The organism is Mycobacterium sp. 3519A, from assembly GCF_900240945.1.
Taxonomy (GTDB): Bacteria; Actinomycetota; Actinomycetes; order Mycobacteriales; family Mycobacteriaceae; genus Mycobacterium.
Map to the genome: position 1 here is coordinate 597,603 of NZ_OESG01000014.1, position 23,213 is coordinate 620,815.

Annotated in this window: 24 protein-coding genes and 1 pseudogene; 8 read left to right on the plus strand and 17 right to left on the minus strand. The window is 67.3% G+C overall.

The genetic code is table 11. The features are described 5' to 3' along the window. Positions 1–34: 34 nt before the first annotated feature. The gene (locus tag C1A30_RS35665) at positions 35–1,792 is read right to left on the minus strand and encodes a PE family protein (RefSeq protein WP_235010172.1); all 1,758 of its coding nucleotides are present in this window, start codon (positions 1,790–1,792) and stop codon (positions 35–37) included. Between the two features lie 146 nt (positions 1,793–1,938). Between C1A30_RS35665 and C1A30_RS23980 the strand changes: the two genes are divergently transcribed. After that, positions 1,939–3,921, plus strand: a complete 1,983-nt coding sequence (locus tag C1A30_RS23980) for a M13 family metallopeptidase (RefSeq protein ID WP_101952843.1) — start codon at positions 1,939–1,941, stop codon at positions 3,919–3,921. Positions 3,922–3,969: 48 nt separating this feature from the next. Here C1A30_RS23980 and C1A30_RS23985 read toward each other — a convergent pair whose 3' ends face one another. Together C1A30_RS23985 and C1A30_RS23990 are read right to left on the minus strand one after the other, a co-directional pair. Then, on the minus strand, positions 3,970–4,962 hold the full coding sequence (locus C1A30_RS23985) for a L,D-transpeptidase family protein (RefSeq protein WP_101950847.1): 993 nt from the start codon (positions 4,960–4,962) through the stop codon (positions 3,970–3,972). A gap of 144 nt (positions 4,963–5,106) precedes the next feature. Continuing rightward, positions 5,107–6,339, minus strand: a complete 1,233-nt coding sequence (locus tag C1A30_RS23990) for an MFS transporter (protein ID WP_101950848.1) — start codon at positions 6,337–6,339, stop codon at positions 5,107–5,109. Positions 6,340–6,435: 96 nt separating this feature from the next. On the opposite strand from C1A30_RS23990, the gene C1A30_RS23995 reads away from it, so the two are divergent. Together C1A30_RS23995 and C1A30_RS24000 are read left to right on the plus strand one after the other, a co-directional pair. Continuing rightward, positions 6,436–6,825 (plus strand): PPOX class F420-dependent oxidoreductase, encoded by a 390-nt coding sequence (locus C1A30_RS23995; RefSeq protein ID WP_101950849.1) that lies wholly within the window; start codon positions 6,436–6,438, stop codon positions 6,823–6,825. Then, positions 6,822–7,125: pseudogene (locus C1A30_RS24000) on the plus strand (MTH1187 family thiamine-binding protein). Before C1A30_RS23995 ends, C1A30_RS24000 begins: the two are co-directional and overlap by 4 nt. Before the next feature lie 85 nt (positions 7,126–7,210). On the opposite strand, the gene C1A30_RS24005 reads toward C1A30_RS24000, so the two are convergent. Further along, the gene (locus C1A30_RS24005) at positions 7,211–7,501 is read right to left on the minus strand and encodes a metal-sensitive transcriptional regulator (protein ID WP_101950850.1); all 291 of its coding nucleotides are present in this window, start codon (positions 7,499–7,501) and stop codon (positions 7,211–7,213) included. Between the two features lies 1 nt (position 7,502). Continuing rightward, a complete protein-coding gene (locus C1A30_RS24010) occupies positions 7,503–8,087 on the minus strand; it encodes a DUF305 domain-containing protein (RefSeq protein WP_101952844.1) in 585 nt (194 codons plus the stop codon). 81 nt (positions 8,088–8,168) lie between these two features. On the opposite strand from C1A30_RS24010, the gene ilvD reads away from it, so the two are divergent. After that, positions 8,169–9,869: a dihydroxy-acid dehydratase gene (gene ilvD / locus C1A30_RS24015; protein WP_101950851.1), complete on the plus strand. Its 1,701-nt coding sequence runs from the start codon at positions 8,169–8,171 to the stop codon at positions 9,867–9,869. On the opposite strand, the gene C1A30_RS24020 is transcribed toward ilvD, so the two are convergent. From C1A30_RS24020 to C1A30_RS24055, 8 genes are all read right to left on the minus strand, one after another. Then, a complete protein-coding gene (locus C1A30_RS24020; protein WP_101950852.1) occupies positions 9,866–10,840 on the minus strand; it encodes an ABC transporter substrate-binding protein in 975 nt (324 codons plus the stop codon). The two genes, ilvD and C1A30_RS24020, sit on opposite strands and share 4 nt — an antisense overlap. 56 nt (positions 10,841–10,896) lie before the next feature. Continuing rightward, positions 10,897–11,409: a hypothetical protein gene (locus C1A30_RS24025; protein WP_101950853.1), complete on the minus strand. Its 513-nt coding sequence runs from the start codon at positions 11,407–11,409 to the stop codon at positions 10,897–10,899. Positions 11,410–11,511: 102 nt separating this feature from the next. Then, positions 11,512–11,943: an SPW repeat protein gene (locus C1A30_RS24030; protein ID WP_101950854.1), complete on the minus strand. Its 432-nt coding sequence runs from the start codon at positions 11,941–11,943 to the stop codon at positions 11,512–11,514. Positions 11,944–12,026: 83 nt separating this feature from the next. Beyond that, entirely contained in the window at positions 12,027–12,689 is a 663-nt protein-coding gene (locus C1A30_RS24035; protein WP_101950855.1) for an O-methyltransferase, read from the minus strand. A 10-nt stretch (positions 12,690–12,699) separates the two neighbouring features. Then, the gene (locus tag C1A30_RS24040; RefSeq protein ID WP_101950856.1) at positions 12,700–13,176 is read right to left on the minus strand and encodes a TIGR04338 family metallohydrolase; all 477 of its coding nucleotides are present in this window, start codon (positions 13,174–13,176) and stop codon (positions 12,700–12,702) included. Next, on the minus strand, positions 13,173–13,922 hold the full coding sequence (locus tag C1A30_RS24045) for a DUF2786 domain-containing protein (protein WP_101950857.1): 750 nt from the start codon (positions 13,920–13,922) through the stop codon (positions 13,173–13,175). The genes C1A30_RS24040 and C1A30_RS24045 overlap by 4 nt, the downstream gene beginning before the upstream one ends. Positions 13,923–13,972: 50 nt before the next feature. Further along, complete coding sequence (locus C1A30_RS24050) at positions 13,973–14,959, minus strand: hypothetical protein (protein ID WP_101950858.1); 987 nt, start codon at positions 14,957–14,959, stop codon at positions 13,973–13,975. Next, positions 14,956–15,795 carry an alpha/beta hydrolase gene (locus tag C1A30_RS24055; protein ID WP_101950859.1) on the minus strand — a complete coding sequence of 280 codons (840 nt, stop codon included), beginning with the start codon at positions 15,793–15,795 and terminating at the stop codon, positions 14,956–14,958. Before C1A30_RS24055 ends, C1A30_RS24050 begins: the two co-directional genes overlap by 4 nt. Before the next feature lie 13 nt (positions 15,796–15,808). Between C1A30_RS24055 and C1A30_RS24060 the strand changes: the two genes are divergently transcribed. Beyond that, complete coding sequence (locus C1A30_RS24060) at positions 15,809–16,828, plus strand: sigma-70 family RNA polymerase sigma factor (protein WP_369974177.1); 1,020 nt, start codon at positions 15,809–15,811, stop codon at positions 16,826–16,828. A 15-nt stretch (positions 16,829–16,843) separates the two neighbouring features. Here C1A30_RS24060 and C1A30_RS24065 read toward each other — a convergent pair whose 3' ends face one another. Together C1A30_RS24065 and C1A30_RS24070 are read right to left on the minus strand one after the other, a co-directional pair. Next, a complete protein-coding gene (locus C1A30_RS24065) occupies positions 16,844–17,704 on the minus strand; it encodes an endonuclease domain-containing protein (RefSeq protein ID WP_235010173.1) in 861 nt (286 codons plus the stop codon). Between the two features lie 129 nt (positions 17,705–17,833). Further along, positions 17,834–19,087, minus strand: a complete 1,254-nt coding sequence (locus tag C1A30_RS24070; protein WP_235009817.1) for an IS30 family transposase — start codon at positions 19,085–19,087, stop codon at positions 17,834–17,836. 164 nt (positions 19,088–19,251) lie between these two features. Between C1A30_RS24070 and C1A30_RS24075 the strand changes: the two genes are divergently transcribed. Beyond that, complete coding sequence (locus C1A30_RS24075; RefSeq protein WP_101950861.1) at positions 19,252–20,376, plus strand: NDMA-dependent alcohol dehydrogenase; 1,125 nt, start codon at positions 19,252–19,254, stop codon at positions 20,374–20,376. On the opposite strand, the gene C1A30_RS24080 is transcribed toward C1A30_RS24075, so the two are convergent. Further along, positions 20,357–20,824 (minus strand): MarR family winged helix-turn-helix transcriptional regulator, encoded by a 468-nt coding sequence (locus tag C1A30_RS24080; protein WP_101950862.1) that lies wholly within the window; start codon positions 20,822–20,824, stop codon positions 20,357–20,359. The genes C1A30_RS24075 and C1A30_RS24080 overlap by 20 nt on opposite strands. 68 nt (positions 20,825–20,892) lie before the next feature. Between C1A30_RS24080 and C1A30_RS24085 the strand changes: the two genes are divergently transcribed. Both C1A30_RS24085 and C1A30_RS24090 read left to right on the plus strand, forming a co-directional pair. Further along, positions 20,893–21,645: a pirin-like bicupin family protein gene (locus tag C1A30_RS24085; protein ID WP_101950863.1), complete on the plus strand. Its 753-nt coding sequence runs from the start codon at positions 20,893–20,895 to the stop codon at positions 21,643–21,645. Beyond that, positions 21,623–22,894, plus strand: coding sequence for a sorbosone dehydrogenase family protein (locus tag C1A30_RS24090; protein WP_101950864.1), 1,272 nt, complete (start codon positions 21,623–21,625; stop codon positions 22,892–22,894). Before C1A30_RS24085 ends, C1A30_RS24090 begins: the two co-directional genes overlap by 23 nt. Here the strand turns inward: C1A30_RS24090 and C1A30_RS24095 are convergent. After that, complete coding sequence (locus tag C1A30_RS24095; protein WP_101950865.1) at positions 22,891–23,184, minus strand: GlsB/YeaQ/YmgE family stress response membrane protein; 294 nt, start codon at positions 23,182–23,184, stop codon at positions 22,891–22,893. The two genes, C1A30_RS24090 and C1A30_RS24095, sit on opposite strands and share 4 nt — an antisense overlap. Positions 23,185–23,213: the final 29 nt, after the last annotated feature.

Genomic DNA, 23,213 nt, shown 5'->3' on the forward strand with positions numbered 1-23,213 from the left:
GCGTGAGGGTACCGGTCGTGACTTTGGCGACCGGTTACCCCGGGTTGCCCGCGGCGCCGGTAGCGCCTGTTGCGCCCTTCGAACCGTCGTTGCCGTCGGCGCCGGCTTTGCCCGGGCCGTCGAAGCCGTCACCACCTGCTCCTCCGGTGCCGTGCGTGCCTCCGGTGCCGCCCGCACCGCCGATACCGCCCGCGCCGCCGCTACCTGAACCACCGGTGCTACCGATCAATCCGTGGCCGCCGCCGGTACCTGGAGTGCCTCCCGTTCCGCCGGTGCCGCCGGTGCCACCTGCGCCGCCGTCACCGCCGACCCCACCGGTGCCCCCGACGTTCGTCGAACTGCTTCCGACTCCACCGACTCCACCTTGACCACCCGTGCCGCCGGTGGCGCCGGTGCCGCCAGCGCCGCCCTGTCCGCCGGCGCCGCCCTTACCGCCGCTGCCCAGCAGGACACCGCCGCGGCCGCCCGCGCCGCCGGTCCCGCCGCTTCCGCCGGTCCCGCCAACGGCGCCAGTGCCTCCCGTGCCACCGGCGCCGCCGGTGCCGGCCGCCGCGAGGTCCGACGCCACACTTGAAATCTGGCCGCCGGTGCCCCCGTTGCCTCCCGCGGCGCCTGTGCCGCCGGTTCCTCCGGCGCCACCTGTCCCCGGGGTGGCGGAGGAGGTAGAGGAGGGTTGGTCAATGAGGACGCGGCCGCCGTCGCCGCCGTCGCCACCGCGCGCGCCCGCACCGCCGTCACCGCCGCGCCCTCCGTCACCGCCCACCGAGGCGCCCAGGTCCACGTCGCCCTCGCCACCGTTCCCACCGTTGCCGCCGGGCGCGCCCGGTCCACCGGCGCCGCCATCCCCACCAGCGCCGCCAGTGCCGTTGCCGACGCCGACGCCGCCAAAATTGATTACGCCCGCGCCACCATCACCGCCATTGCCGCCCGCTTGTCCGGCGGCGGTTCCGTCGTGCCCCGGTTGGCCGGGGCCTCCGGTGGCGTCGCCGGTTGTCACCACCGAGTTGGCGCCGTTCCCGCCGTTGGCCGCCGGGGCGACAGGCGGTGCGAGACCCGGGTTGACGCCGTCGGCGCCCGTCGCGCCCTTGCCCCCGGCGCCGCCTGCGCCGCCGTTGCCGATCCAGCCCGCGGCACCACCGTTGCCGCCGTTTCCGGCCACACCGCCGTTGAGGTCCGCGGCGAGGCCGGCACCGCCAGCCCCGCCGTTGCCGATGAGTCCGCCCGCGCCGCCCTTGCCACCAGCCCCGCCGTTGACCCCTGCCACGCCGTCACCGCCGCGGCCGCCGCGGCCGAACAGCAGGCCACCCGCTTGGCCGTCTTCCCCCGCCCCGCCGTCGGCGCCGTTGCACACCAATCCGCAGCGGTCGCCGATCAGCGCGCCGAACAGGTTCGGGTAGCTGCCAGGTTGTGCGGCCGCCTTCGGGGCTGCGCCGCCACCGCCGATCAGCGCCGCCGATCGCGCCAGCACCACCGGCCGGGCGCGGCCGGAGTTCGTCTCGCCGAGTTTGCGAAGGGTGGTGGACGCCGCGATCGCCGGTGACGAGCCGTCGGAGCCGGGCCCGGTCAGGACGTCGCGCAGCCAGGGGATCGCGGTCGGCCCGTCGAGGGCACCGGCCAACGCGGCGGGGACACTCGACGCAGGGGTGCTAGCTGGCATCGTCTTGTCCTGTGCGACAAGGGGATTCACCACACGCTCGACGGTCGTCGGCGTCGCGGGCGTCGGCGGGTTGGCCAGCAGCACACCGGCGCCGGCGATAACGAGTCCCGCGGTGACGTACGGGCGCATGACCATGGTGCGAACCTCCCTAGCGCAGGCGAACCGGCGCCCCGAGGCGTGACCGGGCATGTTCGCTCAGACAAAGTACAGCGACCGGGCGGCTGATGTCGTTGATTGTGGAACTATTCGTCGGACCGTATCGGCTCTGGCAGTCTGGTGGGGTGACGGTTGAAGCCATTCGCTCGGGAATCGACCTGAGCCACGTCGACTCCAATGCCCGCCCCCAAGATGACCTGTTCGGCCATGTCAACGGCCGCTGGTTGGCCGAATACGCCATCCCGGCCGACCGCGCGACCGACGGCGCGTTCCGGTCGCTGTACGACCGCGCCGAGGAACAGGTCCGCGACCTCATCACCGAGGCGGCGGCGTCGGGCGCCGCGAAAGGCACCGACGAACAGCGCATCGGCGATCTGTACGCCAGCTTCATGGACGAGGAGACGGTGGCGGAGCGCGGTGTGCAACCGCTGCTCGACGAACTGGCCGCGATCGACGCCGCGCAGACCCCGGATGCGTTGGCGGCGGTCATCGGCGCGCTGCAGCGCAGCGGCGTCGGCGGCGGCACCGGCGTGTACGTCGACACCGACTCCAAGAACTCGACCCGCTATCTGGTGCACCTCAGCCAGTCCGGCTTGGGCCTGCCCGACGAGTCGTATTACCGCGAGGAGCAGCACGCCGAGATCCTCGCCGCGTACCCGAAGCACATCGCCGCGATGTTCGCGCTCGTCTACGGCGGCGACCACACCGAGACGGCCGCCCGCATCGTCGCACTGGAGACCAAGTTGGCGGCCGCGCACTGGGACGTCGTGAAGCGCCGCGACGCCGACCTCACCTACAACCTGCGGACCTTCGCCGATCTGCCCGCCGAAGCACCGGGATTCGACTGGGCGGGCTGGATCACCGCGATGGGTGCCACCCTGGATCAGGTCGCGGAAGTCGTTGTGCGTCAACCGGATTACCTGACTGCCTTCTCCGAGTCGTGGTCGGCTGAGGACTTCGAGGACTGGAAGAGCTGGGCCCGCTGGCGGCTGATCCGGGCGCGCGCATCGGTGCTGACCGACGACCTGGTGGCGCAGGACTTCGAGTTCTACGGCCGACTGCTGAGCGGCACCGAGCAGATCCGCGACCGGTGGAAGCGCGCGGTGTCGGTGGTCGAAGGTCTGATGGGCGACGCCGTCGGCAAGCTCTATGTCGAGCGGCATTTCCCGCCGGAAGCCAAGGCGCGCATGGACGAACTGGTGGCCAACCTGCGCGAGGCCTACCGCGTCAGCATCAACGAACTCGAGTGGATGACGCCGGAAACCCGCGAGAAGGCGCTGGCCAAGCTCGACAAGTTCACCCCGAAGATCGGCTATCCGGCCAAGTGGCGGGACTATTCGAAGCTCGTCATCGAACGCGACGACCTCTACGGCAACTACCGCCGCGGACACGAGATCGAATCGGACCGCGAACTCGCGAAACTCGGCGGACCGGTCGACCGCGACGAGTGGTTCATGACGCCGCAGACCGTCAACGCCTACTACAACCCGGGGATGAATGAAATCGTCTTCCCCGCAGCGATTCTGCAACCGCCGTTCTTCGACGCCGACGCCGACGACGCCGCCAACTACGGCGGCATCGGCGCGGTGATCGGGCATGAGATCGGGCACGGGTTCGACGATCAGGGCGCCAAGTACGACGGCGACGGCAATCTCGTCGACTGGTGGACCGACGCCGACCGAACCGAATTCGGCGCTCGGACAAAGGCTCTGATCGAGCAGTACGAGGAGTACACACCCCGCCAATTGAGCGCACACCACGACCGACATGTCAATGGCGCATTCACCGTCGGCGAGAACATCGGCGACCTCGGCGGCCTTTCGATCGCGCTGCTGGCCTACCGGCTCTCGCTCAAGGGCAAGGAGGCGCCGGTGATCGACGGCTTGACCGGCGAACAGCGGGTGTTCTTCGGCTGGGCGCAGGTGTGGCGCACCAAATCCCGTGACGCCGAGGCGATCCGACGGCTCGCGATCGATCCGCACTCACCGCCGGAGTTCCGCTGCAACGGCGTGATTCGCAACATGGACGCGTTCTACGACGCGTTCGACGTCAGCGAGTCCGACGCGTTGTACCTCGAACCGCAGCGGCGCGTGCGAATCTGGAACTAAACGAAAAAACCCCGACGCCGTGTCGGGGGTTTTTTCGTTTCAGTTTCTCTAGAACATCTGCCAGTCCGACGCGCCGTCGGGCTGGTTGTACAAACCCTTCGAGTTCTTGATCACGATCGGATCGCCACTGCCGAAGTTGTCGTAGAACCACTTCGCGTTCTCAGGGCTGATGTTGATGCAGCCGTGGCTCACGTTGCGTTTACCTTGATCGCTGACCGACCACGGCGCGCTGTGCACGAAGTTCCCGCTGTTGTCGATCCGGACGGCGAGTTGCACATTCAGCTTGTAGCCGTTGGGGGAGTTGACGGGAACGCCGTATGTCGAGGAGTCCATGACAATGGTCGGGAACTTCTCGAGCACGTAATACGTGCCGTTGGGGGTCGTGTGGCCGCCGGCCGCCATACCCATCGACACCGGGATCGTCTTCTCCACCTTTCCGTTGCGCACAACGGTCATCTGGTGCGTCGCGTCATCGATGGTCGCTACCAATTGCTCAGGAACGGTGAAACTCGACTTGGTGCCGCTGGCGTCGATGTTGACGACGGTGCCTGCAGGCCAGAAGTCCTGCGGCCGCCAGCGGACCTGGGTGTCGCTGGTCCAGTAGAAGCGGCCGGGCACCGGCGGGACCGACGAGATGTGGATCGCCTGCTCCGCCATCGCCCGGTCGGCGATCGGGCGGGCGAAGTTGATGTAGATCGGTTTAGCGGCGCCGACCTTGGACCCGTTCGTCGGGTTGAACGTCGGCGCCGCGAACACCGGGTCGCCGACGTACGGCGTCGGGTTTTGACCGGCCGGCGTGCCCTCGGGAATCGCCATCGGCTGCGCCGGGAACGGATTGAACGGCGCAGGCGGGGGCAGGGCGGGATCGGCGGGAGCGAACGGATCCGGCGGCGGCGCTGGGGCTGCGGCCGGATCGATCGGTGCCGGTGGCGGCGGAACCTCCGGGTCGGCCAGCGCCGACGGGCTGCCCAACGCCAGTCCACCGACAAGGCCAGCCGCCATCAGAGCGGTGACCAGTCTCCCCCTGATCCGCGTACCCATACGTCACCTCCAGTCACAAAAAACTTCGTCCAGTCTCGCACAACGAAAACACCGGCTGCCGCCGCGAGAATGCTGGCCGCATCTGTGCGAACGCCCAGCCCACGCCGCTGACCTGCATAGTCCATCGCCGCGGGGTGGCGAATGTTACTTCCTGCTGATTGCCTGAGGGACGTCGAACAGGGCGCGGGTGGCGGTGACACCGGTCAACGCGACCACCACCAGTACGGTCGACACCCCGATCATCGGCGCCAACCCGGCGTGCTCGTAGAGCAGCCCACCCGACAGCGAACCGGCCATGATGCCGACCTGGAAACCCGCGACGTACAGGCCCGACGCGCCGTCGGGGTCGTCCGGTGCGGTGCGCATCGCGGCCGCCTGCAGCATCGGCGGCAGCGCGGTGGACGCCGCACCCCACGCCACGATCGCCGACCCGCCGACGAGCAGCGCCACCAACCCGGTCGAGCGGTCGAACGCCAACGACGTCAGCACCACGAACGCCGAGGCCAGCACCGCCAGGCACGCGACCACCGAGGCGTGCGGCCACCGGTCCAGCGGGCGGGCCATCGCCGCCATCGCGGCCAGGCCTGCGACGCCGAACGCGGCGAGCAGCCAGGCGAGGTTGGCGCCGCGGACGCCGACGACGTCGCGGATGATCACGACGATGAACGTGTAGGAGATGAAGTGCGCGGTCACGCCCATCAGGGTCAGCACGGTCAACGTGACCAGACGGCTGTTGCGGTGGTGGCGCGCTTTCCCGGCGGTCGATGCGCCGTCGCGGGGCACCGCCATCGCGGGAAGCGCGACCCATGCCGCGACGGTGACGGCCGCGGCGGCCACCGTCACCACGACGACGGCCACCCGCCACCCCCACAGTGCGCTCATCGCCGCGGTCAATGGATTGCCGACCACAAGCGCCACGCCGGTGCCGGCGTAGACCGCGGTGGTGGCACGCCCCGCGTGGCTGGCAGGGACCAACCGGGCGCCGATGGGCGCGATCACCGACCACATCAGTCCGTGGGTCACGGCGCACAGAACCCGGCCGGCCGCCAATGTTGCGAAGTTGGGCGCTAACGCTGAAATCAGTTGCGACGCAGTCAAACACAGCAACGTCAGCAGCAGCGTGGTGCGTCGCGGCCAGTGCGCGGTGAGCCGCACGAGCGGAACGGTGGTCAGCGCGGCGACCAGTGCATAGCTGGCGAGCAGCGTGCCCACCAGCGCCTCGCTGACCCGCAGGTCGGTCGCGATGGCGGGCAGCGCGCCGACCGGAACCATCTCGGCCGTCACGTACACGAACGCCGCGGCGGCCAGCACGCCGAGTTGCACGGTGACGCGCGGCGTCCACGTGTGAGTGTCGGATGTGCGGGTATGGACGGTCATGGCGCGAGCACTCACGGTATCGAGCGAGGATGGATATCGCGCTAGAGCGAGTTGTCAGCTGGTAGCGGATTGCCGCTGAACCGAGAGAGGATTGTGATGGCCGACATCCCCGAGGGGTACGAGACGCTGCTGGAACGTCCGCTGTACGGGCACCTTGCCACAACGCGGCCCGACGGAAACGCCCAGGTCAACCCGATGTGGTTCGACTGGGACGGCGAGCTGCTGCGGTTCACCCACACGTCCAAGCGCCAGAAGTACCGCAATATCGCGGCGAATCCGAATGTGGCGATGTCGATCGTCGATCCCGACAACCCGTACCGCTTCCTCGAGGTGCGGGGCGTGGTGGAGAAGATCGAGCCCGACCCGACCGGGGCGTTCTACATGCACCTCAACGACCGCTACAGCGGGCCGCTGACGGAGCCTCCTGCGGACAAGGCCGACCGGGTGATCCTCGTGGTGCGGCCGACCGGATACAGCAAGCAGTGATCGTCGCGTTCAGCGTCAGCCCGACGGGTGGCGACGCCAGCGTCGGCGCCGCGGTCGCCGAGGCGATTCGGGTGGTGCGGGCATCAGGCCTGCCCAACGAGACGAACGCGATGTTCACCAACATCGGGAGGCCGTGGGCCTCCAAAAACAGATGAGGTGATGGCGGTGGTGAAGCAGGCTGTCGAGGCCGTCGCCGCCGTCTCCGACCGGGTCAGCCTGGTGCTCAAGGCCGACATCCGGCCCGGCTACACCGGCCAGTTGACCGCGAAAGTGCAGCGCATCGAGGACGCGCTGGGCTGATTTCTTTTCGCCGAACGTTCCTTACCGCTCGAAAAATCCGCGATTTTTCGAGCGGTAAGGAACGTTCGGGCAGCACCGGCGAAGGCTAGGAGCGGACCAACCGGGCGATGGCCGCCGACGCCTCGGCCAGCTTGGCCTCGGCCTCGTCGCCGCCCTCGGCGACGGCCTGCGTCACGCAATGGCCGAGATGCTCGTCGAGCAAGCCGAGGGCCACCGACTGCAGCGCACTGTTGACGGCGCTGATCTGGGTGAGCACGTCGATGCAGTACTTGTCCTCGTCGATCATCTTCGCGATGCCGCGGACCTGACCCTCGATTCGGCGCAGCCGCTTGGCGTAATTCTCTTTCTGCTGCGAATAACCATGTGCGGCAGTCATGTCAGCCTCCCAGCATCTGCTTCATCTGGCCGATCTCGGCTTCTTGGGCTGCGACGATCTTGCCGGCCAGGTTCTTGGCGTCCGCGTTGTCGCCGTTCGCGATCTCGGCCTTGGCCATTTCGATCGCGCCCTGGTGGTGGCTGATCATCGAGTCCAGCCACAGTTTGTCGAATTCCGCGCCGTTCAGCGACCGCAACTTCGCCATGGTCGCGTCATCGACCATGCCCTGCATCGCCCCGCCGTGCCCGCCGTGCCCCGAATCGGCGTCAGGGTTCTCCTTCCACTGCACCAGGAGCACCTTCATGACTTCGATCTCCGGTTGCTGCGCGGCGGAGATCTGCTTGGCCAGGTCGACAACTTGCGGGTTCGTCGAACGCTCGGGCACCAGCGCCGACAGGTCGACGGCCTGTTGGTGATGCGGAATCATGTTGGTGGCGAACGCGACGTCGTCGGCGTTGTAGCCCGCCGGTTGCCCGGTGATGACGGGCTCGTCGGTCTTCGAATGCTCGGCGTGGGTGTCCGGCGCCGAGTTGCTGCACGACGTGAGCAGCAGCCCGGCGGCGAGGGCAACCAACAGACGGGTCATCAGCGACATGCCTCAAGGGTACCCCGTGGGGGTATGGATAACGGTTTGGCCTGTCGAAACGCCGACGGCATACTGAAGCGCATGCCCTCAGACTCCCCCGATATCAAACCCCGCAGTCGTGACGTCACCGACGGTCTGGAGAAGACCGCAGCCCGCGGGATGCTGCGCGCGGTAGGCATGGGTGACGACGACTTCGCCAAGCCGCAGATCGGTGTCGGGTCGTCGTGGAACGAGATCACCCCGTGCAACCTGTCGCTGGACCGACTGGCCAAGGCCGTCAAGGACGGCGTGCACGCGGCGGGTGGCTATCCGCTGGAGTTCGGCACCATCTCGGTGTCCGACGGCATCTCGATGGGCCACGAAGGCATGCACTTCTCGCTGGTGTCCCGCGAGGTGATCGCCGACAGCGTCGAGACCGTCATGCAGGCCGAACGACTGGACGGTTCGGTGCTGCTGGCCGGATGCGACAAATCGCTGCCAGGCATGCTGATGGCCGCCGCCCGACTGGACCTGGCGTCGGTGTTCCTCTACGCAGGGTCGATCCTGCCCGGCATCGCGAAGCTGTCCGACGGCTCCGAGAAGGAAGTGACGATCATCGACGCGTTCGAGGCCGTCGGCGCGTGCGCGCGCGGCCTGATGTCGCGCGAGGACGTCGACGCGATCGAACGCGCCATCTGCCCCGGCGAGGGCGCGTGCGGCGGCATGTACACCGCCAACACCATGGCCTCCGCGGCGGAGGCGCTGGGCATGTCGCTGCCCGGGTCGGCCGCCCCGCCCGCCACCGACCGCAGACGCGACGGCTTCGCGCGCCAGTCCGGTCAGGCCGTCGTCGAACTGCTGCGCCGCGGCATCACCGCGCGCGACATCCTGACCAAGGAGGCGTTCGAGAACGCCATCGCCGTGGTGATGGCCTTCGGCGGCTCGACCAACGCGGTGCTGCACCTGCTGGCCATCGCGCATGAGGCGAACGTCAAACTGACGCTGGAGGACTTCACCCGCGTCGGCAACAAGGTGCCGCACCTGGCTGACGTGAAACCCTTTGGCAGCCACGTGATGACGGACGTCGACCGGATCGGCGGAGTGCCCGTCGTGATGAAGGCGTTGCTGGATGCCGGTCTGCTGCACGGTGATTGCCTGACGGTGACCGGCCAGACCATGGCGCAGAACCTGGCGCACATCGCCCCGCCCGATCCCGACGGCAAGGTGCTGCGGGCCCTCTCCGAGCCGATCCATCCGACCGGCGGCATCACGATCCTGCACGGTTCGCTCGCCCCTGAGGGCGCCGTGGTGAAGTCGGCGGGCTTCGACTCCGACGTGTTCGAAGGCACCGCAAGGGTTTTCGAGCGTGAGCGGGCGGCTCTCGATGCACTCGAGGATGGCACCATCACCGCGGGTGACGTCGTGGTGATCCGCTACGAGGGCCCCAAGGGCGGGCCGGGTATGCGTGAGATGCTCGCGATCACCGGCGCGATCAAGGGCGCGGGCCTCGGCAAGGACGTGCTGCTGATGACCGACGGCCGGTTCTCCGGCGGCACCACCGGCCTGTGCGTGGGACACATCGCACCGGAGGCGGTCGACGGCGGGCCGATCGCGTTCCTGCGCGACGGCGACCGGATCCGCCTTGACGTGGCCAAGGGCACGCTCGACGTGCTCGTCGACCCGGCCGAATTCGAGGCCCGCAAGGCGGGTTTCGAACCGCTGCCCCCGCGCTACACCACCGGCGTGCTGGCCAAGTACACCAAGCTGGTGGGCTCGGCGGCAGGCGGCGCGGTCTGCGGTTAGTGCACTGCCTTCGCCAACAGCGGAGGCAACTGGTCGGCGACCAGCGGTAGCGATAGCGGCGAATGGAAGGCGATGGCGCCCGCCTGCTCGCGGTTCGTGAAGACGTTGCGGTTCTCCCGGGTAGCCCGCAGGTTGGCGATGCCCGGGATGGCCAGCAGCGCGTCGATATCGGCCTGGCTCTCCGTCGTCCAGATCAACACATCGGCCTCATCCAACGGCGCGGGGTTGTTCGGATCGATGTATGCGCGGTCGTCGCCGCGGCCGTATGCGGCGATGCCGTCGGGGATGACGAAGCCCATCTGAGTGAGGAACTCCGTCTTCCAGCTCGGGATCGACGCGATGATGCTGTCCTGCCAGAAGGTGTTGCCCGACAGCAGGAATACCTTCTTCCCCGCGAATTGCGGATGCGTCCTTGCGACGTCCGCGAACCGCCCGTCGACGCCGGCGATCAGCGACCGCATCCTGTCCGCCTGGAACACTGCCTGGCCGATCGTGTCGGCCTGGGTCTTCCACGGCTCGAAGAACGGTTCCGGACCGGACTGCGGGATGGTCGGGGCGATCGCCGAGAGTTGTTGGTAGGTATCAGCATTCACGCCTGCGTTGGTCGCGACGATGAGATCCGGTGTCAGCGCCGCGATCCGGTCGACCTGGATGCCGTCGTAGATGCTCAACACCGTCGGTTGGGCATTGCCGAGTTTGGCTTGGGCCCACGGCCACACCGCGTACGGTTGGTCGCCGAACCACTTCGTCGTGGCGATCGGCACAACGCCGACCGCCAGCAGGTCGTCCTGTCCGGTGAAGCCCGCGCTGACGACACGCTTGGGCGGCGCGGGCACGACCGTCTGCCCGAAGGCATGCGTCACGGTGACCGGGCCAGCGGCGGGGGCCGCCGACGCACGGCCCGCAGCGAGCGCCAGTCCGGCCATGCCAGCCGCGCCGAGGAAACTTCGCCTACTCCATTGAGGGTACATCGGCGCAGCTTATGCGGTTCAACACCGGTTCACGGGCAAATCAACGCATCTGTCAATCAGCCGGTTTTCCCGACCGGCGTCAGCGTGATCGGCAACCAATGTGTGCCCGGCCCTTCACCGGGGCAGCCCGCACCGTCGATGACGAGGGTGCGCTCGCCGAAGAAGCTTCCATCCGGGTTGGGAATCCAGAAATCGGAGCGGCGGGCTTGCACTGCGCTGCCGGGGTCGCTGCGATCGCAGAAGTAGGGGTACTCGCCGCTGGTCTCCCAACGGTCGGTGTTCCAACGGTATTCGTAAGCCAGCGGAGCGCCGGGATTGCGTGCGTGGTCGTCCTTGTTGTCCATCCGCGCAATGCAGCCACCGGCGTCACAGTGGGTGGTGAAGTCCGCCGGCACCGTCAGTGCATTCATCGGCGTCGGCTTGCCGTTGAAGGTCTGCTTCGAGAAGTCGATCAACAAGTCGTACGTTCCGTACAGCGGCGGCGGTTCGGGCCGATCCGCGTGAGCGACCGGCGCGACGAGCGCGGCACAAGTCGCAAAGACGGCTACAGGCAATGCTTTCGACACCATGCTGCCGGAATAGCACACAGAGGCGCCATCCGTCGGCGAATGGGCGACTCGACGGAGCGGGCGGCCGGCCGGGTCGCCCCGGCCGGTCTTGTCGTTGCCCGACTAGTGCTCGGACCCGCGTACCCGCATGCCGAAGTACACGGCGTACAGGCCGCACACGGTGATCAGCGCACCGCAGATCACATGTGACCAGACCATGCCGGCGGTCGGCGACGCGACGAAGATCCACGGTGAGAAGAAGATCCACAGACCGAAGACCGGCAGCGTCCACGTCATGCCGTGGGTACGGTCCAGTGCCGAGCCGAAACACATGGCCAGAACAGCGACAGTTATTCCTACGATCAGATCGCTGGCGGGTAGCCGCGTGAAGGCGTCGTAACCGACGATATGTGGCAGCAGGGCAACGAATATCGCCGTCAGCAACGTCAGGCCGAAGGTGGCCTGCGCGGCCATCGACTCAGCCGCGCGGTCGTAACTTGCGCGCAGAGCCAGGATGTCAGGATGCTGATCTATTGATGCATGGGCTGTTGTCATTTCGACTCCTTTCCGTTATGCGGCAGCCGGTTTAGGCTCACCGCACCCCATCCATCAACATCAAGGCTACGCCCGTAAACCGGTTACGTGATCACAGCGACCGCGAAGCCGTCCCAGCCTTTGGTCCCGACGGTCTGGATGGCCGCCGCGTCGAGTCGAGGGTGTGCGCCCATCATGTCGAGCATGTCTCGTACCCCGCGGGCCTGCATGTCGTCGGGCGCAGGGTCGAGGACACGTCCGAAGCGAGCGATGTTGTCCACCACGATGACTGAGCCCGGCGCGCCGAGCTTGATCGCCCACTCGACATAGCCGACGTTGTTCTCCTTGTCGGCGTCGATGAAGATCAGGTCGAACGTCTCGCCGCGGTCGGCGAGCGTCGGCAGCGTGTCCAGTGCGGCGCCGACGATCACCTCCACCCGGTCGCCCACCTGGGCGTGCGCCAGGTTTTTTCGCGCCACCTCGGCGTGCTTGGGTTCGAACTCGAGGGTGACGACGTAGCCGTCGGGCCCGACGGCGCGGGCCAGTTGGATGGTGCTGTAGCCGGCCAGCGTGCCGATCTCGAGTACACGGGCGGCCCGCATCGCCGTCGCGAGCAGGAACAGCAGCTTGCCGTGTTGGGCGGACACCTCGATCGGCGGCATGCCCGCGGCGTCACCGGCTTCACGCGCCGCTCGCAGCGCGTCGTCCTCGGTGCGCAACACGCGGTTGAACAGTTCGTCCAGCGCCTTGGGATCCGGCTCAGCCACCTGACAAACGCTACCGGACACCCTCTTTGGCGTAGACCACACGCAGGATGTGCGCGACTTCCGGCCCCATCACCGCCGCGGCGAGGTCGCAGAACGTCGCGACGAACTCCGGTCCGTGCGGCGGCTCCGCGTCGCAGAGGTGGTGCGCGATCTCGTGCAGCACGACGAGTTCGCGCAGCGCCCACGTCGAGCGCCGATCGGGCACCGCGATGGTGGCGCCGTCGTCGGAGTGCTCGTAGTGCGCCGCGGTGGCGCCGCGCCGGGCCCGCACGGTCAGCGGCCGCTGGACGCCCATGTGCGTCAGCACCTCGTCGACGTAGCGCTGGACCGCCGCCACCGACGCGAACCGCCCTTCGGGAGGCAGCGTCAGCTGGGTGCCGAAGAATTCGACGACGCGATTGCCGCGCTCGGCCGCGCGATCGAACAGCGTCCGGACGAATTCCTCAGCGGCATAGACCTTCGCCCGCTGGGTATCGCGTGGCGTCACTTCTCCAATGCGGACCGTGCCCCGGCCAATTCGGGGCTGCCACCGAGGCGCGCCCTGCGGCCCGCCCGGTCACCGGCACGCCGCGCGGCCGACGAGTAGCCTGCCGTGGCGCTGGACGCCCGCCAGGTGCCGCGCGCCTGGGAGGTCTCTTTGTAGAAGTCCTTGAGCTCGATGTCCTTGTTGCGCAACGCGATTGCGGTGCCAGGTCGGCTGTCGCGGCCGTTGGTGGCCTCACGCTGAGCTTGTTCGCGCGCCTCCACCAGACGCTGACCGATGCGGGCGCCGAACGCCAGTTGAAAGTTGATCCGCGCGGTGATCGTCGGAGTCGGCCGGTGCGCCCCCGACGAGATGTAGGCCTCGGACGCCCGCACCATCTGCATGACCAGGCTGGCGTACAGCGCATGGCTGGCGTCAATGTCCTCGGCGAAGCCGTATGCGTAGACGAACGTGGAGTTCGACGCCACATCGCATTTCACGTCGTTGGCGTGCGCGATCACCGTGAACAGCTGCACATAGGTGCGCAGCCCGCGGGTGCCGGCATTGCCGATGGTGATGGTGCGCTGCACCGGGGTCTGCGCCTTGGCGCGCTGATCGGAGTGCGCGCGGGCGACCGCCAAATCGATGGACGTCGCCGTGGCGAGCCGTTGGGCAGCGGCCATGAACGCGTCGGCCTCGTGCTGGTTGTCGGTCCCCTCGGCCTGGCGGAGCAGCGCGGCGATCCGCGCCAGCATCTTGTCGTCAGCCATGCGCGATCCGTTCCACTTCTCGCTCGCAAGTCATGTGCATCAGGTTATTTCTACTTACTGACAAACACATCGAGCGCGCCGACCACCTGTGGAGAAAGTGGGCCCTGTTTGGTCAGGTTGGCGACGCTGTCGCTGGGATCGTCGCGCAGCACATGGTTGACGCCCTGCAGTTGCACCTCGGTCAGTGCGGTGTGCTTGAGCGCGTCGACCAACGGTTGTTCGGCGTCGCACTTGGCTTGGCTGTCGGTGTCAGAACAGGTCAGCAGGACCGGTGTGCCCGCGGGGATCTTCGCCGCCAACGCCAGCGGATCGATCTTGTCGGTCTCGACGACGGCCTTCACGTTGCCCGCGTTGACGATCGCGCCCAACCCCTCGGGCAGCTTGTCGGGCACGGTGCCCTTGGTCCGGATCTGGTCGACGGCGGCCAACCACGCCCCGAGCGTCTGCGCGCTGGCGTCGCCGCGTACCCGGCTGGTGATGATGTCGAGATAGCGGCCCGGCAGCGGTTGAAACAGGCCCAGCGAGTGGATCTTTGGTGCGCCGGGGGTGGTGTCGTCGGCCAGCGTCATCGCATGAATGGCGCCTTCGCCGACGCCGTAGACGGAGAGCTTGTCCTTGTCGATGCCGGGTTGGTCGGTCAGATAGCGGATCGCCGCCTCAGCGCCTCTGGTGTAAACGGCGCTGACGACGTCGTTGGGCCTGCCTTTGTAGGGGCCCAACCCGGTTTTGCCGGTGCCGACCTTGTCATAGCGCAGGCTGGCGACGCCGTGGTCGGACAGCAGTTCGGCGAGTTGGCGCATGTTGCCGATCTGCCCGACGACCGCGTTGTCGCCGTTGCGGTCCGTCGGCCCGCTCTCCGAGATCAGCAGCACCGCCGGTGCCGCCGCGGCGCCCTGCTGGTGGCGGTAGGTGCCGTGGATGGTCAGCCCGTCGGCCACCTCGAAGGTGACGTCGTCGTCGACCCAGGGGTGCTCGTCAGACGAACAGCCGGCGAGCACCACGACCAGCGAAACAACAAGGACTAGAAAGCCTTTCAAAGGCGAACCTCGATCCAGGACGTGACATCGTCGAGCACCACGGCGCGTTCGGGCTCATTGAACACCTCGTGGTACAGCTCGGGGTAGATCTTCAGGTGCACGTCGGTCGAACCAACGCATTCGACCAGACGTTTGCTGCCTGCGACGGGGATCAGCTTGTCCTGTTCGCCGTGCACGACGAGCAGCGGCGCGGTCAGCGCGCCCGCCCGTTGCGGCATGGTCTCGCCGACGCCGATCAGCGCGCGGGCGATGCCTGCGGGCAGCTTGCCGTGATGAACCATCGGGTCGGCGTTGTAGGCGGCCACCACCTCGGGGTCGCGGGACACCGCGTCGGTGGGCAGTTGTTCGACGGGCAGTCCTGGCGCGATCTTGCCGAGCAGTTTGGCAGCGAACACCATCACCGGGGACACCGCGTCGGAGGCGTCGACCGCCGGACCGGACAGCACCATCGCGGCGTAGTCGGTCGGGTGCTCGACGCCGTAGGCGAACACGATGCCGCCGCCCATGCTGTGGCCGAGCACGATGCGCTTGAGCCCCGGGTGGTCGGCGGCCGCGATGCCGACCAGGGTGTGGAAGTCGTCGGTGTATTCGGAGATGTCGCGCAAGTACACCCGCTTGCCGCCGGACCGGCCGTGCCCGCGGTGGTCGAGCGCGTAGGTGATCAGACCCGATTCGCCGAACCGCTGCGCGACGTGGTCGTAGCGGCGGGCGTGTTCGCCGTAGCCGTGGGCCAGCACGACGACCCCGGTGGGTTCGGTGTCCGGCGTCCATACGTCGTAGACGATGCGCACGCCGCCGACGCCGTCGAAGCTGCGTTCTTTGCGGGTAGTGGCCATCAGCGAAAGATTAATGAGTGCCTGGCCCGCCTTGTCCCTGGGGCTGCGTAAGCTCGGCCAGGTGACCGTCCTCGCGCACGAAACCGATGACGAGTTCCTGCTCAAAGCCGAGCCGCACCGGCGTGAACTGCTCGCGCACTGCTACCGGATGACCGGCTCGCTGCATGACGCTGAGGACCTGGTCCAGGAGACGTATCTGCGTGCCTGGAAGGCTTACGGCGGCTTCAAGGGCCAGTCGTCGTTGCGGACCTGGCTGTACCGGATCGCCACCAACACGTGCCTGACGGCGCTGGATTCGCGGCAACGCCGCCCGTTGCCGACGGGGTTGGGCCAGCCCAGTTCGGATGCCAACGCGGAACTCACCGAGCGGCATGAGGTGCCGTGGCTGGAACCGTTGCCGGACGACTCGGCTGACCCGTCGAACATCGTCGGTTCGCGGGAGTCGGTGCGGTTGGCGTTCGTGGCGGCGCTGCAGCATCTGTCGCCGCGGCAGCGGGCGGTGCTGGTGTTGCGCGACGTGTTGCAGTGGCGGGCGGCGGAGGTGGCTGAGGCGATCGGTTCGTCGACGGCGGCGGTCAACAGCCTGCTGCAGCGGGCCAGGGCCCAGCTCGATGAGGTCGGGCCCAGCGAGGACGACCAGATCGCCGAGCCGGAGTCGCCGGAGAGCAAGGATCTGCTCGACCGCTACATCGCGGCGTTCGAGGCGTACGACATCGACGAGCTGGTGAAGATGTTCACCGACGACGCGATCTGGGAGATGCCTCCGTTCGACGGCTGGTATCAGGGGCCGGAGTCGATCGTCACGCTCACCCGGGTGCACTGCCCCGCGGAGGGGCCGGGCGATATGCGGTTTCTCCGCACGACGGCCAATGGTCAGCCGGCGGCGGCGCTGTACATGCGCAACAAGGAGACCGGCAAGCACGAGGCATTCCAGTTGCATGTGCTCGACATCAAGCCGGGTGGGGTGTCGCATGTGGTGGCGTTCCTCGACACCGCGCTGTTCGAGAAGTTCGGCCTGCCCGCGTCGCTGTAGGCGTCCAATGGCCACTTATGCAACGCGTCCGGCCAAAATCCGTGCGATAACTGGCCACTCGGCGCCGGCGGCCCTGAGCGCTTCGCATACCCGGGCCACGATCACCTGCGGCCGGTATCGCAGCATCTCGGCGCTGACGCGGACGATCACCCAGCCGCGCGCGAGCAACTCCGCGTGCCGCTCGATGTCGTACGCATATTGCGACGGGTTGGTCCAATGGTGCTCGCCGTCGTACTCGACACCGACCTTGAACTGCTCGTAGCCCATGTCGACCTTCGCGTACCGACGACCCGCGAAGTTTCCGTAGACGCGGATCTGCGTCGTCGGGCGCGGCAGCCCCGCATCGACGAGCACCAGCCGGGTGCGGGTTTCCTGCGGCGATTCGGCGCCGTTGTCCATCAGGCCGACGACTTCGCGCAGTTGGACCAGCCCGCGTACGCCGGGGTGGCGCTCGACCAACGGCGAAACCTCCGACGGCTCGAGCATCGTCGCGTTCGCCAGGGCGTCGACAGCGACGAGCGCAGTAACCCGATGGCCACGCCGGCCGAGATCGAACGCTGTCCTCGCAGGAGTGGTCACTTCAATGCCGCGAGCGAGGCCGGTCTCGTCGTCCAAAAGCGTGTCCCGGTGAATCACGATGCCCTCGACCGGTTTTCCGTTGCGGCGATACAACTCCGCAGGCAGTAGTGGATCGATCCACTTCGCGTTGGTGCCCCACAGCGCCGCGGCCGAGATCCCCGCGACCGTCGCCTGTCGGCCAGACCAGAGCCACGCCGCCACGGCGCGAGTCACCGGCGTGAGCTCGGCACCATTCGGGATGTAGACGTTGCGGTAGACCTGACGGTGCCGACTGCGCAGCGTGCGCCGTGTCGCCATGCCGCGCGCAACTGCTTCGGTTCCGAGAAAAGGCCACTCATCCGGCATGCAAGTAGGACGCGGCGCACCGGTAACGCGCTCCCTGACCCGCCCAGTGGCCACTTATGCCACGCGTTCGACCGGGCGGTTTCACGCTGTGATTGCAACAGCGGGTGGTTTTGACGGGTTTGAGAGTAGTTCGTCGAGGGTTTCGGCTGGGGTCTTCCAGCTCAGGGTTTGCCGGGGCCGGTTGTTGAGCTTGGCGGCGACGTAGTCCAGATAGTCTGCCGGGAAGATCGACAAGTCGGTGCCTTTAGCAAAGTATTGGCGCAGCAGTCCGTTGGTGTTCTCGTTGGTCCCGCGCTGCCATGGTGAGTGCGGATCACAGAAGTAGATATCTAATTCCGTCGCTGCGGCGATAGCGGCGTGATTGGCCATCTCTTTGCCTTGATCCCAGGTCAGTGTCTTACGCAGAATCGCCGGCAGCTGAGCCATTTTCGCGACGATGGCCTCTTGCACTGCCAGGGCACCGTGGTCGTCAGGCAGATGCAGCAGCAGCACGAACCGAGTCATGCGTTCGACCACGGTGCCGATCGCCGAACCCGATGCGGTGCTACCCATGATCAGGTCACCTTCCCAGTGGCCGGGTACGGCACGGTCTTCGACCTCCGGTGGACGCTCGCTGATGTTGACCATGTCGCGGATTTGCCCTCGGCGCTGGTTACCGCGTCGTTGAGGCTTGCGCAACGCCCGCCCAGTGCGTAGACATTTGTGCAGCTCACGGCGCAGATTTCCTTTACCCTGCACGTAGATCGACTGATAGATGGTCTCGTGGGACACCCGCATCTCCGCATCGTCGGGAAATTCGATCGGCAGCCGGTTGGCGATCTGTTGAGGACTGTGGTCGTCTAGCAGCCGATTCTGCACCTCAAGGTGCAACCGTTCATTGGTGGCCAGCTTGCGCGGTTTCGGGCGTCGAGCCCGCGCGTGAGCACGCGCCTGTGCGACGCCGGCCCGATACCTCGGCGTGGCATCCCAGCCGCCGTGCCGTTGCGCCCCGAACCGGTACCGCGAACGATATCGTCCACGGCAGAACGCGTTTCGGTCGATCTCACGCATGACCGTCGAGGCCGGGCGGCCCAGCCGCCTGCCGATCTGCCGAATGCTTTCCCCTCTGGCAATGCCGTCTTGAATTTCGTTACGTTCGTCTTCGCCCAGCCGCGACCACTTCCGCACACCGGTCTCATCAGGAAATTTGGGTCTCACCCCGCCAGCATCGGCAAACCAGCGCCAGCCGGTGCGCACCGACACACCGACTGCCTGCGCCGCCTCCACCACCGACGTGCCATCGCCGACATGACCCCAGAACTGACGACCAACACAGGCATAACGCGACGGACGCATCAACAACTCCTCAGCTAGGAGCCGTTGCAATCACCCCTTGAACCTGAGCCGAAAATCCGTGCCATAACTGGCCACTCGGCGCATGACTCTGTCTAGGCTGCCATCACCGCTGGCCAGCTGGTTAATTGACACGTGTTTTGGAACGTGTTCTATGATCGCGACTCATGAAGACCAAAGGGGCCCTGCTGTGGGAGCTCAACTCTCCGTTCCGCATCGACGAGATCGAGCTCGGCGACCCGGTCGCCGATGAGGTGCAGATCCGGATGCACGCCGCGGGCATGTGCCACTCGGACTACCACCTGACCACCGGCGCCACCCCGATCGGCCTGCCCGCGCTCGGCGGCCACGAGGGCGCGGGCGTCGTCACCAAGGTCGGCCGCAACGTCACCGGCATCGAGGAAGGCGACCACGTCATCCTCGCCTTCATCCCGGCCTGCGGCGAATGCCCGCCATGCCTGAAGGGCTACCGCTCGCTGTGCGACCGCGGCGCCGTGCTGCTCGGCGGCAAGGCCATCGCCGACGGCACCAACCGCGTGCACGCAGGCGGCACCGAAGTGTCGCCGATGAACCTGCTCGGCACCTTCGCCCCGTACATGACCGTGCACAAGGATTCCGTCGTCAAGATCGACAAGGACATCCCGTTCGAGACCGCCGCGATCATGGGCTGCGCGGTGCCGACGGGCTTCGGCTCGGCGACCAACGTCGCCCAGGTGCAGCCGGGTGAGACGGTCGCGATCGTCGGTGTCGGCGGCATCGGCATGAGCGCGCTGCAGGGCGCTGTCCTCTCCGGCGCCCGCAACGTCATCGCCATCGACCCGAACGAGTGGAAGCGCGACCAGGCCATCAAGTTCGGCGCGACGCATGTCTACCCGTCGATGGCGGAGGCCATCGCGCCGATGATCGACGTCACCCACGGGCTGATGGCCGACAAGACCATCATCGCGGTCGGCGAGATGAAGGGCGAGTACCTCGAAGAGGCGATGATCCTGACCGCCAAGACCGGCACCTGCGTGGTGACGGGCATGGGCTCGATGATGGACGTCGACGTCAAGCTCAACTTGTTCCTGTTCACCATGTTGCAGAAGACGTTGAAGGGCAACATCTTCGGCGGCGGCAGCTCGCACATCGAGACGCCGAAGCTCGTCGGCCTCTACAAGTCCGGGCAGCTGAAGATCGACGAGATGATCACCCAGACCTACTCGCTGGAGAACATCAACGACGGCTACCAGGACATGCTGGACGGCAAGAACATCCGCGGCGTCATCAAGTTCACGGAGTCTGATTGGTAGCTCGGCTAGCGAGCCGACTGGTAACCAGCTCGACCACCGACTCCAACGCCCGCAACTGCGTGGCGGTCAGGCCGTCGAACACCACCGACCGCACCAGTTCGGCGTGCCCGGGCGCCGCGGCCTCCAGCGCCGCAGTTCCGGCGACGGTGAGCGAGACCGTTGCGCCGCGACGATCCTCGCCGCTGCCGTGGCGGTCCACCAGGTCGCGCCCGCGCATCCGCCGCAGCTGATGTGACAGCCTGCTCTGCTCCCAGCCCAGCACCTCGGCCAGTTCGTTGATCCGTTGCGGCCCGCGCTCCGACAACGCCACCAGGACGTCGTAGTCCGCCAGCGACAGCTCGCAGTCCTGCTGCAGTTGGCGGTGCATCGCGGTTTGCAGGCGACTGGTCATCTCCAGATACCCTCGCCAGATCCGCTGTTGCTCACCTGTCAGCCACACGGAATACATGACACATCATCTATGTTGTCGCAGTCAACGCCGGCCGCCTAGGCTGGCCGAGACCACAGGAGCAAGCCATGACCATCGATATCCGGCGCGCCGACGATCGCGCGAAGACCAAGATCGCCTGGCTGGACTCCAAGCACTCGTTCTCGTTCGGCAGCCACTACGAGCCCGACAACACCCATCACGGCCTGCTGCTGGTGAACAACGACGACATCGTCAAGCCCGGCACCGGGTTTGACACCCACCCCCACCGCGATATGGAGATCGTCACGTGGGTGCTGCGCGGATCGCTGGTGCACCAGGACTCCACCGGCCACTCCGGAGTCATCTATCCCGGCCTGGCCCAACGGATGTCGGCAGGTAGCGGCATCCTGCATTCGGAGAAGAACGACTCGTGGACGCTGACCGGATCCGAAACCCACGACGAGCCAGTGCATTTCGTGCAGATGTGGGTGGTGCCCGACGAATCCGGCATCACGCCCGGCTACCAACAGCTCGAGATCGACGACGAACTGCTGCGCGGCGGCCTCGTCACCATCGCCTCGGGCATGCCCGAGCATAGCGACGACACCGCCATCACCATCCGCAACCGCTATGCCGCGCTGCACGGCGCGCGCCTACAACCGGGGCAATCCGTCGAGCTGCCCGAGGCGCCGTATCTGCATCTGTTCGTGCCACGCGGTGAGGTGACCCTGGAAGGCGCGGGCCAGTTGCACGAGGGCGATGCGGTGCGGTTCACCGCGTCCGGTGGCCAACGCGTCACCGCCACCGCCCCCGCCGAGATTCTCGTCTGGGAGATGCATGCGAGTTTGGCTGCGGCATAAGCGAATCGGCGCGGCGCTGCTCGGTGTCGCGCTGATCGCGGGGTGCTCGTCGGAGCAGCCGGCACCCAGCCCGCCCGCCGTGACCTCGACACCGACCGCCGCCGGATTGGTGCCCGTCGCCGTGCAGGTCGATCCCCGTCTGGCCCAGGCCCCGTTCGACCAACCGCGCCGGGCGCTTGTGCCGCCGGGCTGGACGCTGTCGGTGTTCGCCCGTATCCCCAAGGCCCGCCTGGCCGCGTGGACCCCCGACGGCAAACTGCTGATCTCGGTGCCGAGCCGCGGGCAGATCGTCAAGCTGGACGCAGGCCGCGACACCGTGCTACTCGACGGGCTCGACCAACCGCACGGGATGGCCTTCGCGGGCAACACGCTCTACGTCGCGGAAAGCGATCAGGTCGACGCGTACGACTACACCGACGGCGCCGCCGGCAACCGCCGCACCGTGGCAGCAGGGCTACCCGACGCCAAAAGTCCCGACCTGCGCGGCGCGTACGCCCATGCGCTGAAGAGCGTCGCCGTCGGGCGCGACGGCGCGGTGTACTTCTCCATCGGCTCGACGGGCAACATCACCGCCGACGACCGCACCGCCACTCCACCGCGCGCCACCATCATGCGGATCCCGCCCGGTGGCGGACCCGCCGCGCCGTTCGCGACGGGCGTGCGCAACGGCACCGGCCTGGCGGTCGCTCCCGACGGTTCGGTGTGGACGGCGGTGAACAACCGCGACAATGTGGCAGACCCCGCGACCGGGCAGGTGGACGCCGGATACGTCAGCGAGCACCCACCGGAAGCTGTCGCCCGGCTTAGGCCCGGACGCGAATTGGGTTGGCCCTACTGCAATCCCGACGGCGGCCCGGCTAACTTGCCCCTGATCCGCGACGTCCAGACCAACGCCGACGGGGCCAAACTGGACTGCGCATCGCTGCCGCCGATCGAGCAGAGCCTCGGCGCGCACGCCGCGCCACTCGGCATGAGCTTCACCGAGAACGTCCTGCCCGCTCCGTACTCTTCCGGCGCGCTGATGGGTGTGCACGGGTCATGGAACCGGCAACCGCCGTATGCACCGGAGGTGGCGTTTTTCCCTTGGCAGGGCGGCAGACTCGGCAACAAGCAGACGTTGGTCGGCGGATTCCAATCCGATGACGGGACGCGCTGGGGCCGCCCGGTCGCCGCAGTGGCGGGACCGGACGGCGCCGTCTACATCACCGACGACTACGCGGACGCCGTCTACCGGCTTGCGCCGCGCTAGTGCGCTGCCCCGGTGCGGGGACCCGCGCCGCGCTTGCCGGTGATCGCGAGATACAGCGCGATCAACACGATCGCGACGACGACGCCGACAAGGAACGGGATAATCGCGAACCCGCCGTTGGAGTTCGAGTAGCCGATCTGATAGGTCACCCATGACCCGATCAGGGAGCCGAGCACGCCCAACACGATCGTCATGATCACGCCGATGTTCTGCTTGCCCGGCATGATGAGCCGCGCGAGCGCGCCGACGATCAATCCGACCACGATGGCGCTGATTATTGTCCCGATCATTTCTGCTCCTCACATTGGAAGTCCGACCA

What these genes read in the sequence shown, in the direction of transcription:
- C1A30_RS24060 (WP_369974177.1), top strand. Translation starts at nt 15,809, where the DNA reads ATGAGTGCCTGGCCCGCCTTGTCCCTGGGGCTGCGTAAGCTCGGCCAG.
- C1A30_RS35665 (WP_235010172.1), bottom strand. Translation starts at nt 1,792, where the DNA reads ATGGTCATGCGCCCGTACGTCACCGCGGGACTCGTTATCGCCGGCGCC.
- C1A30_RS24010 (WP_101952844.1), bottom strand. Translation starts at nt 8,087, where the DNA reads ATGACCCGTCTGTTGGTTGCCCTCGCCGCCGGGCTGCTGCTCACGTCG.
- C1A30_RS24025 (WP_101950853.1), bottom strand. Translation starts at nt 11,409, where the DNA reads ATGGTGTCGAAAGCATTGCCTGTAGCCGTCTTTGCGACTTGTGCCGCG.
- C1A30_RS24085 (WP_101950863.1), top strand. Translation starts at nt 20,893, where the DNA reads ATGACCATCGATATCCGGCGCGCCGACGATCGCGCGAAGACCAAGATC.
- C1A30_RS23995 (WP_101950849.1), top strand. Translation starts at nt 6,436, where the DNA reads ATGGCCGACATCCCCGAGGGGTACGAGACGCTGCTGGAACGTCCGCTG.
- C1A30_RS24095 (WP_101950865.1), bottom strand. Translation starts at nt 23,184, where the DNA reads ATGATCGGGACAATAATCAGCGCCATCGTGGTCGGATTGATCGTCGGC.
- C1A30_RS23990 (WP_101950848.1), bottom strand. Translation starts at nt 6,339, where the DNA reads ATGACCGTCCATACCCGCACATCCGACACTCACACGTGGACGCCGCGC.
- C1A30_RS24045 (WP_101950857.1), bottom strand. Translation starts at nt 13,922, where the DNA reads ATGGCTGACGACAAGATGCTGGCGCGGATCGCCGCGCTGCTCCGCCAG.
- C1A30_RS24055 (WP_101950859.1), bottom strand. Translation starts at nt 15,795, where the DNA reads ATGGCCACTACCCGCAAAGAACGCAGCTTCGACGGCGTCGGCGGCGTG.
- C1A30_RS24090 (WP_101950864.1), top strand. Translation starts at nt 21,623, where the DNA reads ATGCGAGTTTGGCTGCGGCATAAGCGAATCGGCGCGGCGCTGCTCGGT.
- C1A30_RS24075 (WP_101950861.1), top strand. Translation starts at nt 19,252, where the DNA reads ATGAAGACCAAAGGGGCCCTGCTGTGGGAGCTCAACTCTCCGTTCCGC.
- C1A30_RS24030 (WP_101950854.1), bottom strand. Translation starts at nt 11,943, where the DNA reads ATGACAACAGCCCATGCATCAATAGATCAGCATCCTGACATCCTGGCT.
- C1A30_RS24070 (WP_235009817.1), bottom strand. Translation starts at nt 19,087, where the DNA reads ATGCGTCCGTCGCGTTATGCCTGTGTTGGTCGTCAGTTCTGGGGTCAT.
- C1A30_RS23985 (WP_101950847.1), bottom strand. Translation starts at nt 4,962, where the DNA reads ATGGGTACGCGGATCAGGGGGAGACTGGTCACCGCTCTGATGGCGGCT.
- C1A30_RS24065 (WP_235010173.1), bottom strand. Translation starts at nt 17,704, where the DNA reads ATGGCGACACGGCGCACGCTGCGCAGTCGGCACCGTCAGGTCTACCGC.
- C1A30_RS24080 (WP_101950862.1), bottom strand. Translation starts at nt 20,824, where the DNA reads ATGTATTCCGTGTGGCTGACAGGTGAGCAACAGCGGATCTGGCGAGGG.
- ilvD (WP_101950851.1), top strand. Translation starts at nt 8,169, where the DNA reads ATGCCCTCAGACTCCCCCGATATCAAACCCCGCAGTCGTGACGTCACC.
- C1A30_RS24020 (WP_101950852.1), bottom strand. Translation starts at nt 10,840, where the DNA reads ATGTACCCTCAATGGAGTAGGCGAAGTTTCCTCGGCGCGGCTGGCATG.
- C1A30_RS24005 (WP_101950850.1), bottom strand. Translation starts at nt 7,501, where the DNA reads ATGACTGCCGCACATGGTTATTCGCAGCAGAAAGAGAATTACGCCAAG.